Genomic DNA, 13,230 nt, shown 5'->3' on the forward strand with positions numbered 1-13,230 from the left:
ATTTATATCTTTTCAACCGATCCACTGTAATGAGCTGCAAAAGTCTCTGTCAACATGGCATACAGCTTTGTGTGCCTAAACAACGCAGTGCATCATAGGCACTGATTTAGAACAAAGAAGGTGCATTTTGTGCCGCATTTCTGACGAGGCTGCCATCACCCCGCGCGCAAAATAAAAAACGCCCGCTGCAGTGCAACGGGCGTTGGAGTGACTGGCATGGCGATAGTGACTTGCACCTGTGCCGGGACTTAGAAAAACTTGTAGCTGGCACCCAGTTTGAAGTAGCGGCCGATGGCGCCGCTGGCATCCATCGGGTTATAGCTCATGCCGCCATAGGTCAGCGGGTCGAGCGGGGCGATCTTGTCGGTCACGTTGTTGATCGAGGCAAACAGTTGCAGCTGTTTGTTGACGTTCCAGCGGCTCGACAGGTCGAGCGTGGTGAACGAGGCCAGCTTGCAACCGTTCGGCGCCGGCGTGCCGTCGGCCAGCTTGGACGCGCATGGCTTGCCTTCGAACAGGATGTTCTTCATGTCCGAACGGTAGTTCAGCACGCCGCTGACGTTCCAGTTGCCCAGGTCCCACGAGCCGGTCAGATTGATCTTGTCCTTCGGTGTGCCAGCGCAGTTGGAGGTATCGCAATTGCCGTGCGTGCCGGCGAACTGGTAGCGCACGGTGGCCGACTCGGCCCGCACCCACGAGGCGATGTGGGTCCAGGTCAGGCCGAACGTGGCGCGGCCATAATCGCCCAGGCGCACGCGCTGCTTGACGTCCAGGTCGATACCTTTGATCTCCGTGTAGCTGGAGTTGCGGTACGGTGCCTTGGTGATCAGCAAGGTGCCCGTGTTCGGCACCACCACGCCATTGATGGTCAGGTTGTTGTCGGCGCGGACGGCCGTCGGCAGGGCGGCCGCTTCGTTGTACGGCAGCGGGTTGATCTCGTTTTCACGCTTGATCTTCCAGGCATCGAGCGACAGGCTGGTATCGTTGAACGGATCCCACACGAGGCCCAGGGTGTAGCCCTTGGATTTTTCGGGCTTCAGGCTGGGGTCGCCAATCTTGACGGCCGCCACTTGCAGTTCGCAATCGCTGGCATTGGCGCCCGGCAAACGGGTGCCGCCCGGGCAGCGCACTGGATCGCTCACGGTCGAGGTGCCCGTCGATTGCGAATTGGCATTGCTTTCCGCCGGGCCTGGCGCACGGAAGCCTTCCGAATACGTACCGCGCACGGCGAAGGTCTTCAGTGGCGTCCACTTGGCGCCCAGCTTCGGCGTGGTCGACGAGAAACGGTCATATTTGTCGTAACGTAAGGCGCCCGACAATTCCACCGTCTTGATCACCGGCGCCAGCACTTCGAGGAAGACGGCCGAGACCTTGCTGTCGCCCTTGGCCGCCACATAGCTGGAGTTGATGGAACCGTCCTGCGTGCCCGATAGCGAAGGATTGTCGAGCTTGTCGCGACGGTGTTCCGCGCCCACGGCCAGACCCATGGCGCCGCCCGGCAACTGCATCAGCTCGCGCGATGCCTTGAAGTCGATGATGTCGAGCTTGGTGGTGGAATCGGAAGTGGCGTTCGTCACCATCGCCGCGTACAGCGAGGCGGGATTCTTGTTCGCCTGCGCGCCGATGTAGTACGGGAAATATTGGCTGTTCGGATTGCCCAGCGCATCCTTGACGACGGCCATGTTCAGCATATTGCTGTAATCGAGGTGCAGCTTCGATTCCGAATGCGTATAGCCGGCATCGTAGTCCCAGCCCATGGCATTGCCCTTGACGCCGAGAACGATGCGGTTGAATTCGTTGTTGGCCTGGCGCGTGCTGGCGCCCACGTCGAAGGCCTGGTAGCGCACGCGCACGGGCACGCCATACGGATTTTGCGGATGGTTGGCGGCCAGCATAATGGTGGTGCCAGCGCCGGAGCCGTAGTTGACGACGCCAGTCGGGCTGGTGGCATTCGGCGGGAAGGCGATGGTGGGTGTGATCGATGGCGGGATCAGGGTAAATGCCGTATCGCGCTTCGAGTAGCCCGCTTCCGCATACACCTGGGTATCGGCATTGACTTGCCAGGTGCCGCGCGTGTACAGGTTGATCGATTCGATCTTCGGCTGCATCGAACGGAACTGGTCATGGTGCCACAAACAGCCGCCCTTCGGATCTTGCGGCGAAGACACGGACAAGGTGGCGCAGCCGGGCAGGGACACATAGTTGTTGGTGACGGGGTCGCGGATCAGGCCCGTCGGCGAGGGATTGGCGTCGTTGTTGCCATTGATGTAGCCGCCGGCGAACTGGGTGTTGATCGCGTAGCCGTACGGACGCAGGTCGGCCTTGCCTATCCATTTGCGGCCGGCACGGTCATTGTTCATCAGCATGTCCGATTTGCTGTATTCGGCATTGAGGACGAAGTTGAATTTGTCCGTCTCCAGGTTACCCTTGCCGAAGGTCAGCGAGGCGCGGTGCTGCTTGGCGTCGCTGTCGCCGGAGATGCCCGTGTCGCCTTTCAGGGTCAGGCCTTCGAAGTCCTTGCGCAGGATGATGTTGACGACGCCGGCGATGGCGTCCGCGCCGTAGGTCGACGATGCGCCATCTTTCAGGATTTCGATGCGCTCGACGATCTGCATCGGCACGGTCGACAGGTCGGTAAAGCTCTTCTGGCCGTCATCGGCGCGCGCGAACGGCGCCATGCGGCGGCCATTGAGCAGGACCAGGGTCGAGGTGGCGCCCAGGCCGCGCAACGAAATGGCCGTGGAGCCGGCGGCAAAGCCGTTGCCGAAACCGGTCGGCAGGGAACCGGCGCCATCGGCGGTCAGGGTTTGCAGGTATTCGGCGACGGTGGCCTTGCCCGATTTCATCAAGTCGTCGCGCGTGATGAGCTGTACCGGCGATGCGGTCTCGGCCGTGGCCCGCTTGATGCTCGATCCTGTCACTTCCACACGTTGCACATTGGCGTCTTGCGCCATTGCCGGCGCAGCCAGCATGCCTAGGCTGAGCGCTGCCACGCTACCCGAAAAAATCAGGCGCACGGAGCGGGACATCACTGTTTCCATCATCATTCTCAGAACTCCGAAGTATGCTCGGCCGGCCCTTGTGCGGCACGGCTTTGCCAGGGTAATAAAGATTGCTGCGTCGGCAATCGCTATGGGTCAAACGGCATGCTGCAAGTTTTGCCGTGATTGATAAGACCATTTGCCGAGAAACCTTGTCAACGCACATACATGTACTTTCAGCATGGAAACAACAGTGTTTTTTATAATGTTGATATGTTTCAATATTTGCAATTATTTTGATGTTGCACCGCGATACGTATTTTCCGTACTGCGATAAAAACGGCTGTCATTGGCGGACGTAAGGGTTACTGCCAGGCCGATTTTTCATGGATGCCGCCCATCTTTGCTGCGCTGCGCAAAATTCTCTGGGCGAGGCCGGCAAGCGTGGCTGCGCGTCACGCCAGTGCTGCAGCTTTTCGCCCGGAGAGCGGAATATGCGTTATCGTTACGCCTTTTTCCGGCGCGTCTGCATGCGGACGCGGCTGGCGACGAGCAAGGCATAGATCTTGCGAGAATGGACTGGTTTTGGCGGTGGAATCCTGTATCACAGGGGGAAGCCAGTACAAGCGCACCAATACGGTGCGACAGATAATCGAGATGAAGGGTATTACATGAAGTCACCATGGATGCGGCGCGTGGCGCTGCTCGCCTGCCTGGCCACCCTGCCGCTGGCGGCCACTGCCGTTGCTGCGGATGCCGCCCCTGCCTCCGCGGCCGCGCCGGTGAAAACCTTGCGCTATATTTTGCCGGCCGCCGAGACGGGTTTTGACCCGGCTACCGCGCGCGACCTGTATTCGAACCACATCACGCAGGCCGTCTTCGACACCCTGTACACGTATGACTACCTGGCGCGTCCGGTGAAAGTGGTGCCCGGCGCGGCGGCCGCCATGCCGGAAGTGTCGGCCGACGGCAAGACCTATACCATCCGCCTGAAAAAAGGCATCCTGTACACGCCCGACGCCGCGTTCGGCGGCAAGCGCCGCGAACTGACGATGGCCGACTACGTGTATTCGTGGAAGCGCCTGTTCGACCCGCGCCTGGCATCGCCGCACAGCTGGCTGTTCGAAGGCAAGGTGGTGGGCCTCGACGACCTGGCCAAGGATGCGGCCAAGTCGAACAAGCTCGATTACAGCAAGAAGGTGGCAGGACTGGAAATCCTCGACCCGTACACCTTGCGCATCACGCTGACCAAGACCGATTTCAATTTCCCCATGATCCTTGCCTACGTGCCGACGGCCGCCGTGGCGCGCGAAGTGGTGGACAAATACGGCGACGTGAAGGGCGAAGTGGGCTCGAATCCCGTCGGCACCGGCTATTACACCTTGGGTGAATGGACGCGCGGCAACCGCATCGTGTTGAACCGCAACCCGCAACACTTGCCCGAGACGTGGAATTTCATGGCCGGCGACGATGCGGACGACCAGCGCATCGTGCGCCAGATGCAGGGCAAGCGCATACCCGCCATTGACCGCATTGAAATTTCCGTGATGATCGAAGACCAGTCGCGCTGGCTGTCCTTCCAGAGCGGCGGCACGGACGTGTTCTGGCTCGACGGCCCGCTGGCGCCGAAGGCCCTGCTCAACGGCAAGCTGCGTCCCGAGCTGGCGGAGAAGGGCGTGCAACTGTCGCGCCTGCTGGACCCGGAAATCAGCTATTACTACTGGAACATGGAAGACCCGACTTTGGGCGGCTTCAGCAAGGAAAAGATCGCCCTGCGCCGCGCCATCGCCATGGCGCACAATATCGACGAAGAGATCCGCATCATCTGGAATGGCCAGGCCAAGCGCCTCGACTATCCGATCCCGCCCGGCGTCGTCGGCTACGATCCCCACTATAAATCCCTGCTGCAATACGATCCCGTGCTGGCCAACAAGCTGCTCGACAAATTCGGCTACAAGAAGGGCGCCGACGGCTGGCGTACCTTGCCGGACGGCAAGCCGCTCTTGATCCGCTACGCTTCGCGCAACGAAGCCAATGGCGTGCTGCAGGCGGAAATGTGGCGCAAGACGTATAACTCGCTGGGCATCCGCATGGAAAACGACCGCATGATCTTTTCCGATATCTTGAAGACGGAAAAACAGTGCAAGATGCAGACGCGCACGGCGCCGTGGCTGGCCGACTATCCGGACGGCGACAACTTCATGCAGCTGTTCTACGGCCCGAACACGCACCAGAACAACAATGGCTGCTACCAGGATCCCGAATACGACAAGTGGTACGCGGCCAGCCAGGCCATGCCGGCCAGCCCCGAGCGCGATGCGCTGTTCCACAAGATGGCGCGCCGCCTGGAAGTCAATGCGGGCGCCCTGATCGGCTATGCGCGCTACCGCAACATGCTGGCGCAAAAGTCGGTGCTGGGCTACAAGAAGCACCCGATCCTGTTCCAGGAATGGGCGTACATGGATATCGACAGCACGGGCGCGCCAGTGGCGCCTGCCCCTGCCGCCTCGGCCAATAAATAAGCGACGCTTATAACAACAAGGAATCATTATGTTCGCTTATATCCTGCGCCGCTTGTGGCAGATGCTGCCCACCATGCTGGGCGTGGTCCTGCTGGTGTTTATCCTGTTCAACTGGGTGGGCGGCGACCCCGCCTACATCCTGGCCGGCAAGATGTCGAGTGCGGAAAGCATCGCCAACATCCGCCGCCAGCTCGGCGTCGACCAGCCGTATTACGTGCAGCTGTGGATCTTCATCAAGCAGATCGTCACGTTTGATTTCGGCCAGAGCTGGGCGACAGGTGAGACCGTCTCGCACATCATCACCTCGCGCCTGGGGCCGTCGATGATGGTGCTCATTCCGCTGACCGTGCTGGAAACGTTTTTCGGCGTGGCGCTGGCGCTGGCCATTGCGTTCGTGCGCGGTTCGCTGACGGACCGCATGGTGATGATCGCCTGCACCGTGGGCATGTCGATTTCCATCCTCGTCTATATCATCGTCTTTCAGTACGGCTTTGCTTATAAACTGGGCCTGTTCCCCGTGCAGGGCTGGGGCGACAGCTTCTGGGAAAACCTGCTGCGCTATTCGACCTTGCCGATTCTGATCGGCCTGGCCGTGTCGATTGCGCCGACCCTGCGCCTGTTCCGCACCTTCGTGCTGGACGAGGCGAACCAGGATTACGTGCGCACGGCGCGCGCCAAGGGCCTCAAGGAAGGCCGCATCATGTGGGTTCACGTGCTGCGCAACGCCGCCATTCCCATCATTACTTACGTGATGTCGAACTTGCCGGCCCTGCTGATCGGCGCTTTCCTGCTCGAGCGCTTCTTCGGCATTCCCGGCATCGGGCGTGAAGTGATTCTGGCCGTCGAGCGCAGCGACTTTCCGGTGATCAAGGCGATCACCGTGTATGTCGCCGCCGCCACCATGCTCTTCAACCTGCTCACCGACCTGCTGTACCAGGCGGTCGATCCTCGCGTACAACTGAAGTAGAAAGAGACGATGTCGAAACCTCATACATCGCCCGGCCTGTGGGCCCTGGCGTGGCGCCGTTTGCGCGGCGACAAGATTGCAATGGTATCGCTGGCCGTGGTCGGCGCCTTTTTCCTGCTGGTGCTGGCGTCCGCCAGCGGCCTGCTCGCGGCGAACTGGGAAGACGAAGTGGCTGTCAGCTATGCGCCGCCGACCTTCGTTGGCGCCGACAGGGACGCGGCCGCAACCGGCGACGGCGCCATTCCCCTGGCCGATGAGCGCAGCGCGCCCACACAAGTCAACGTGCTCGACCCGCTGGCCGACGATATCGCGGAACTGCGCGCCGAGTTGAAAAGCGATCCTTCCGCCGGCGTCGACATGTACGGCGTCACCGACCCGCTGGCCGACGACTTGACGGCCTTGCGCGCCGGCATGGGCAAGACCAAGAAGCTGATCGCGCACAAGGCGGCGACGTTGCCGTTCGGCGCCGACAAGTGGGGCCACGATATCCTGCAGAAAACCGTCAAGGGCGGAGAGACGTCGATCGTGGTGGGCCTGGTGGCAGCCTTGCTGGCCGTCGTGCTGGGCACCTTGTTCGGCGCCGTGTCCGGCTACTTCGGCGGCATCGTCGATGACTTCTTCAACTGGTTCTACAGCATCTTCACGTCGATCCCGTCCATCCTGATGATACTGACGGTGGCGGCCGTGCTGCAGCAAAAGGGCGTGCTGACCATCGTGCTGATCCTCGGTTTGACGGGCTGGACGGGGCCGTACCGATTGATCCGCGCCGAATACATCAAGCACAAGGCGCGCGAATACGTGATGGCGGCCGACGCCATCGGCGCCTCGCACTGGCGCAAGATGTTCTCGCACATCTTCCCCAACGTCAGTCACGTGGCGCTGGTGCAGATGTCCATCCTCGTGGTGGGCTTCATCAAGGCGGAAGTGATTCTGAGTTTCCTCGGCTTTGGCGTGCCGGTGGGTACCGTGTCGTGGGGCAGCATGCTCAACGAGGCGCAAAATGAACTGATCCTGGGCAAATGGTGGCAGCTGACGGCCGCCGCCACGGCGATGGCCGTGCTGGTGACGGCGTTCTCGCTGTTTACCGATGCCTTGCGCGATGCGCTCGACCCCAAAGTGAAATAGGAGTTGCTCATGGACCAGAATAACCTGTTGGAAGTGCGCGATCTGCGCGTCACCTTCCGCCTGGACAAGAAGACCACGTTCGAAGCCGTCAAGGGCATCTCGTTCAACGTGCCGCGCAACGGCACCGTCGCCCTGGTGGGCGAGTCGGGCAGCGGCAAGTCCGTCAGCTCGCTGGCCGTCATGGGCTTGTTGCCGCCGGATAACACCATCATCGACAAGCAATCGAGCATCCACTTCGGCGGGCGCGATCTGCTGCAATTGTCTATCGCCGAGCGGCGCACCATGTGCGGCAAGGATATCTCGATGATCTTCCAGGAGCCGATGTCGTCCTTGAACCCCGTGTTTACCGTCGGCTTCCAGATCGCCGAAGTGCTGCGCCAGCACATGGGCATGAACCGCAAGCAGGCGCGCGCGCGTACCCTGGCATTGCTCGAGGAGGTCGGCATACCCGACCCCGCCACCAAGATCGACGCCTACCCGAGCCAGATGTCGGGCGGCCAGCAGCAGCGCGTGATGATCGCCATGGCCATCGCCTGCGAACCGAAGCTGCTGATCGCGGACGAACCGACGACGGCGCTGGACGTGACGATCCAGAAGCAGATCATGGACCTGATCGCGGCGCTGCAAAAGAAACACCAGATGTCCGTGCTCTTCATTACCCACGACCTGGGCCTGGTGGGCGAGATCGCCGACCAGGTGATCGTCATGCGCCACGGTGAAGTGCGCGAGACGGGCGAGGTACGCCAGGTATTCGAGGCGCCGCAAGACAGTTACACGAAGGCGCTCCTGCATTGCCGCCCCTCGCTGGACGAGCGCCCGTGGCGCTTGCCCGTCATCGCCGACTATATGGAGGGCAAGGCCGGACCCGGCGTCGAGGTGAAACAGCGCACGCGCGGCTACACGCCTGGTGATGAGCCGGTGCTGGTGGTGAATAACCTCAGTAAAAGTTTTTATACGCGCGAGGGTTTGTTCGGCAAGCGCGAATTCCAGGCCGTCAAGGATGTGTCGTTTACCTTGCCGCGCGGAAAAACGCTGGGCGTGGTGGGCGAATCCGGTTCCGGCAAGACGACGGTGGGGTTGACCTTGCTGCGCCTGCACCAGGCCACGGGCGGCACGGCCATGTTCCATGGCAAGGATCTGATTGCCATGCCGAACAAAGAGTATCTGCCCTATAAACGCCGCATCCAGATCATCTTCCAGAATCCGTATGCCTCGCTCAATCCCCGCTTTACGGTAGGGCAGATCCTGCTTGAACCTATGCGCATCCACAACATTGGCGCCGACGACAAGGAACGCATCGCCAAGGCCTACTGGCTGCTGGACAAGGTGGGCTTGCCGGAGCAGGCTTTCCACCGCTATCCGCACGAGTTCTCGGGCGGCCAGCGGCAGCGCATCGCCATTGCCCGTTGCCTGACCATGCAGCCGGAAATTCTGGTGTGCGACGAATCCGTGTCGGCGCTGGACGTGTCGGTGCAGGCGCAGGTATTGAATTTGCTGCAGGACTTGCAGGATGAATTCGGCCTGTCCTACATCTTCATTTCGCACGATCTGTCGGTGGTGAAATACATCGCCGACCAGGTGATGGTGATGCACAAGGGGCAGGTGGTGGAGCTGGCTGATTCGGATGAGCTGTACCGCAATCCCGTGCATCCGTACACGCGCACCTTATTGAGTGCCATACCGAAGGGCGTGCAAATCTAAACACGCTTTTACGGTAAGATAGCGGCCATGCCCAACCTCATTTATCTGCTCGAACATTACGGTGTCCTGATTGTCTTTGGCATCGTGCTGGTGGAGCAGCTCGGCCTGCCGATTCCCGCCTTTCCCATCCTTGTGGTGGCGGGGGCGCTGGCCGTCGATGGCGACATGAATGGGGCGCTGGTGCTGGCCGCCGCGCTGGGCGCCTGCCTGATCAGCGACTTCACGTGGTTCCGCGCGGGCCGCCATTTCGGCAAGCGCATCCTGCGGCTGCTGTGCCGCATCTCGCTGTCGCCCGATTACTGCGTCAGCCAGACGGAAGACAAATTCAAGCGCTGGGGTCCGAAAGCCCTGATCGTCTCCAAATTCGTGCCGGGATTCAATACCGTGGCCGCACCGATGTCGGGTGCGCTGGGCACGCCGCCGCGTCTGTTCTTCCTGTATGCGGGCTTGGGCGCCTTGCTGTGGAGCGGCACCGGCATCGCCGTCGGCGTGATTTTCCATGCCAGCGTGCAGCAGGTGCTCGATTTGCTGAGCACCATGGGCAGCACGGCCTTGCTGATGCTGGCCGCCTTGCTGGGCTTGTTCCTGCTGTACAAATTCCTCGAACGCAGGCGTTTCCGCCAGGCCTTGCAGATCGAGCGCATCGGCATCGATGAATTGCTCGAACTGATAGAGCAGGGCGAGGAGCCGCTGATGGTCGACGCGCGCAGCGCCACGGCGCAGGCGCTGGAACCGGCCGTGCCGGGCGCCTTGTTCTTCAATGGCAAGGAGCCCGTGCCCGCCATGATCGCCATGGACAAGGACCGCCACATCATCGTCTACTGCAGCTGTCCCAACGACGTGACGGCCGCGCAAGTGGCCAAGCTGCTGCACCAGCACGGCTTCCACCGCGCCAGGCCCCTGCATGGCGGCCTGGACGCCTGGAATGCCGCCTACCGTTCCGACCTGCCGGCGCCCGCCAGCCTGCTGGGTGAAGGCTTGCCCTCCTGATCGGCGCATGCCTGCCGCATCGCATGCATGCCGCATTGCAGGCGGGCCGTAAAAACCGGTAGTAATAATACGAAAACACCGGCGTGGGGCCGCCAGGACGGCAGCGCCGCGCCAGCGCCGCCCCCTATAAAGCGGCTTTGCGCAAACTGCGGCATACTCTTGTTTTTACGCGATTCCTGCTGCTGTGCAGCATGCTTTTCGTGGGCGTGGCGAGTGTGGGTACTTACTATGAGTCATTGTTTTCGAGCAACTTTAGCCTTGCCTGTTGCATTTGGAGTGGAACTACCAATAAAGGCTTGTTTTGATGTACTTAAACTACAAACTTTGCTTGCCTCCGGGCGCATTCATCCTTTAAGCTTGGCGTCCCATGCGTCCCACTTCATCATTTAAAATCATGAGCGCTTCGTCTTCTCCCGTACTGCCGACTTCCGCCTTTGCCGATGGACCGCGCCTGCTGGCCGACGTGGGCGGCACCAATGCCCGTTTCGCCCTGGAGGTGGCCGCCGGCCACATCACCTTGGTCGAAGTGCTGCCCTGTGCCGATTACCCGAGCCTGTCCGCCGCCCTGCAAGCCTACCTGGCCTTGCCGCACATCGCTGCCGCAGGCGGGCAAGCCGTGCGCCATGCCGTGATCGCCATTGCCAACCCCGTCGACGGCGACTTCCTCAGCATGACGAACCACCATTGGTCGTTCTCGATCCGCGCCATGCGCGAAGAGTGCGGCTTCACGACCCTGGACGTGGTCAACGATTTCACGGCCCTGGCGCGTTCCTTGCCGCAGTTGTCGAGCGAGCAAAAGCACCAGGTGGGCGCGGGCACGGCCCGTCCGAACACGGCCATCGGCCTGATCGGCGCCGGCACGGGCCTGGGCGTGTCGGGCCTGATTCCCTCGCACGGCGGCTGGATCGCCCTGCAAAGCGAAGGCGGCCACGTCAGCTTTGCGCCGTTCAATGAAACGGAAGTGAGCATCCTGCAATTTGCCTGGCGCGAATACGAGCACGTCTCGGCCGAGCGCCTGATTTCCGGCGATGGCCTGGAACTGATCTACCGCGCCCTGGCCGACCGCGCGGGCGTGCCGGCCGAAGCCTTGCCGGCGGCGGAAATCACGCGCCGCGCGCTGGCCGGCGAATCCCAGTTGTGCGACGACGTCATCGAAGCGTTCTGCTGCATGCTGGGCACGGTGGCGGGCAACGTCGCCGTCACCCTGGGCGCGCTGGGCGGCATTTATATCGGCGGCGGCATCGTGCCACGCCTGGGGGCGCGTTTCGACCGCTCCGGTTTCCGCGCCCGCTTCGAGCGCAAGGGCCGCTTCGCCAACTACGTGTCGCAAGTGCCGACCTTCGTCATCACGGCGCAGTATCCAGCTTTCCTGGGCGCATCGGCCATTCTTTCGGAGAAACTCGCCTCCCTGTGATGCGCGAGATGCGGGCGATGTGTCGCGCCAGGGCCGGGTAAAACGCGTGTTTTGCCCGGTTTTGCGCTTTTCCGCTTTTTATCAGGTACAATTGGCATCGTTGGATGAAACGACGACTGCCGCTCTCCTGTCTGGCTGGTTCGCCGCCAAGGGAAAAGCAGCTGCTCCGGAATCGTTTCATTGCTGGTTACTTAGTGTAGGTTAATTAAGGTCAGCACCATGGATGGCAGGACTTTCACTGCATCCGCTTTAATCCCGCTTTGCGCGCATCGGCCAAGGCGTCGGAAAAACAGCCTCAACTAGTAACCCAGCACGGCGTCATCATCGATGTCTGCCATCTGTTACGTTGAAATGAACGTTTTTGATTTCTTTCTCTGCATACGAATTGCAACACACATCCGCACAGAATTGCTATGAATACAATTGAGGCTAAAAAAGTCCTCGAAACCGCGTTGCTGTGCGCTCGTGAATCGCTGACGATCCACAGCTTGAAGAAGCTGTTCGTCGATGCGGACGAGAACGGTCGCGTGCGCGGTGTCGGCGTTGGCGCCGATACGATCAAGCAATTGCTGGAAGAGTTGCGCGACGAGTGGGAAGGGCGCGGCATCGAGATCGTCAGTCTGGCTTCGGGCTGGCGCTTTCAAAGCCGCCCGGAAATGAAGATGTATCTCGACCGGTTGACGCCCGAGCGGCCGCCCAAGTATTCGCGGGCGACCCTGGAAACCCTGGCCATCATCGCCTACCGCCAGCCGGTGACGCGCGGCGATATCGAGGAAATTCGCGGCGTTGCCGTCAATTCGCAGACGATCAAGATGCTGGAAGACCGTGGCTGGGTCGACGCCATCGGCTACCGCGACGTGGTGGGACGGCCGGCCTTGCTGGCCACCACCAAGCAGTTTTTGGATGATCTGGGTTTGCAATCGCTGTCCCAGCTGCCGCCTTTGCAGCAAATCAGCGAGATGCAGGGCAACGGGCTGGAAGCCCTGGAAGCGGCCCTGCAGGAAAATTTTGACAAGGCAAGCAATGAGCTTGTCCCCCAGCTTGGTGCAGGTAGCAATACGGCTGTGACAGATGTAGATGTGACAGCAAGCCTTGATGCCGGCCCCGATGCTTCGCCCATGGACGAAGCCTACACTCACGACCCTGCGCCAGAACTAACGGTTGACGCTGCGCCAGGTCAGCACAGCCAAGAAACGAAGAATGAATAATCCGAACACACCCGAGACAGTAACCGCCAGCGACGAAGCCATCGTTGCCAAGCCCAAGCGCCGCACCAAGGCCCAGATCGAAGCTGACGCGGCTGCCGCAGGCACGGCTGGCGACGCTGTCGCCGCCAAGCCGAAGCGCCGCACGAAAGCCGACGTGGCCGCCGACGCGCCCGTTGCCGCCGCTGCTGAAACTGAAGCTGCGCCCGCCGCCAAGAAAACCCGCGCCAAGCCGGCCCTGAAGGCCGTGGCCGACGCCGCGGAAGCGGCTGCCGAAGCCGTCGCTGCACCTGCGCCTGCGCCGCGTCCGCCGCGCGCCCGCGCC

Annotated in this window: 8 protein-coding genes and 1 pseudogene; 8 read left to right on the forward strand and 1 reads right to left on the reverse strand. The window is 61.4% G+C overall.

The features are described 5' to 3' along the window. Positions 1–248: 248 nt before the first annotated feature. Positions 249–3,029, reverse strand: a complete 2,781-nt coding sequence (locus CBW66_RS21380; RefSeq protein ID WP_086137554.1) for a TonB-dependent receptor — start codon at positions 3,027–3,029, stop codon at positions 249–251. A gap of 623 nt (positions 3,030–3,652) precedes the next feature. Here CBW66_RS21380 and CBW66_RS21385 point away from each other — a divergent pair. The 8 genes and pseudogenes from CBW66_RS21385 to CBW66_RS21420 form a co-directional block, all read left to right on the forward strand. Further along, positions 3,653–5,503, forward strand: coding sequence for an ABC transporter substrate-binding protein (locus tag CBW66_RS21385; RefSeq protein ID WP_170932928.1), 1,851 nt, complete (start codon positions 3,653–3,655; stop codon positions 5,501–5,503). Between the two features lie 28 nt (positions 5,504–5,531). After that, complete coding sequence (locus CBW66_RS21390; protein WP_076569117.1) at positions 5,532–6,470, forward strand: ABC transporter permease; 939 nt, start codon at positions 5,532–5,534, stop codon at positions 6,468–6,470. A gap of 9 nt (positions 6,471–6,479) precedes the next feature. Then, a complete protein-coding gene (locus CBW66_RS21395) occupies positions 6,480–7,595 on the forward strand; it encodes an ABC transporter permease (protein WP_086137556.1) in 1,116 nt (371 codons plus the stop codon). A 9-nt stretch (positions 7,596–7,604) separates the two neighbouring features. Further along, on the forward strand, positions 7,605–9,296 hold the full coding sequence (locus tag CBW66_RS21400; protein WP_086137557.1) for an ABC transporter ATP-binding protein: 1,692 nt from the start codon (positions 7,605–7,607) through the stop codon (positions 9,294–9,296). A gap of 27 nt (positions 9,297–9,323) precedes the next feature. After that, positions 9,324–10,286 (forward strand): VTT domain-containing protein, encoded by a 963-nt coding sequence (locus CBW66_RS21405; RefSeq protein WP_086137558.1) that lies wholly within the window; start codon positions 9,324–9,326, stop codon positions 10,284–10,286. Positions 10,287–10,680: 394 nt separating this feature from the next. After that, a complete protein-coding gene (locus CBW66_RS21410) occupies positions 10,681–11,700 on the forward strand; it encodes a glucokinase (protein ID WP_070219236.1) in 1,020 nt (339 codons plus the stop codon). A 413-nt stretch (positions 11,701–12,113) separates the two neighbouring features. Next, on the forward strand, positions 12,114–12,908 hold the full coding sequence (gene scpB, locus CBW66_RS21415; protein WP_070219235.1) for an SMC-Scp complex subunit ScpB: 795 nt from the start codon (positions 12,114–12,116) through the stop codon (positions 12,906–12,908). Beyond that, positions 12,901–13,230: pseudogene (locus CBW66_RS21420) on the forward strand (23S rRNA pseudouridylate synthase B); the annotation flags it as partial. The gene scpB and the pseudogene CBW66_RS21420, both read left to right, overlap by 8 nt.

The organism is Janthinobacterium sp. GW456P (assembly GCF_002127655.1).
Lineage (GTDB): Bacteria > Pseudomonadota > Gammaproteobacteria > Burkholderiales > Burkholderiaceae_D > Janthinobacterium.

Coding starts and splice junctions, on each gene's coding strand:
- CBW66_RS21380 (WP_086137554.1), bottom strand. CDS start 3,029: ATGTCCCGCTCCGTGCGCCTGATTTTTTCGGGTAGCGTGGCAGCGCTC.
- CBW66_RS21405 (WP_086137558.1), top strand. CDS start 9,324: ATGCCCAACCTCATTTATCTGCTCGAACATTACGGTGTCCTGATTGTC.
- CBW66_RS21390 (WP_076569117.1), top strand. CDS start 5,532: ATGTTCGCTTATATCCTGCGCCGCTTGTGGCAGATGCTGCCCACCATG.
- CBW66_RS21385 (WP_170932928.1), top strand. CDS start 3,653: ATGAAGTCACCATGGATGCGGCGCGTGGCGCTGCTCGCCTGCCTGGCC.
- CBW66_RS21395 (WP_086137556.1), top strand. CDS start 6,480: ATGTCGAAACCTCATACATCGCCCGGCCTGTGGGCCCTGGCGTGGCGC.
- scpB (WP_070219235.1), top strand. CDS start 12,114: ATGAATACAATTGAGGCTAAAAAAGTCCTCGAAACCGCGTTGCTGTGC.
- CBW66_RS21410 (WP_070219236.1), top strand. CDS start 10,681: ATGAGCGCTTCGTCTTCTCCCGTACTGCCGACTTCCGCCTTTGCCGAT.
- CBW66_RS21400 (WP_086137557.1), top strand. CDS start 7,605: ATGGACCAGAATAACCTGTTGGAAGTGCGCGATCTGCGCGTCACCTTC.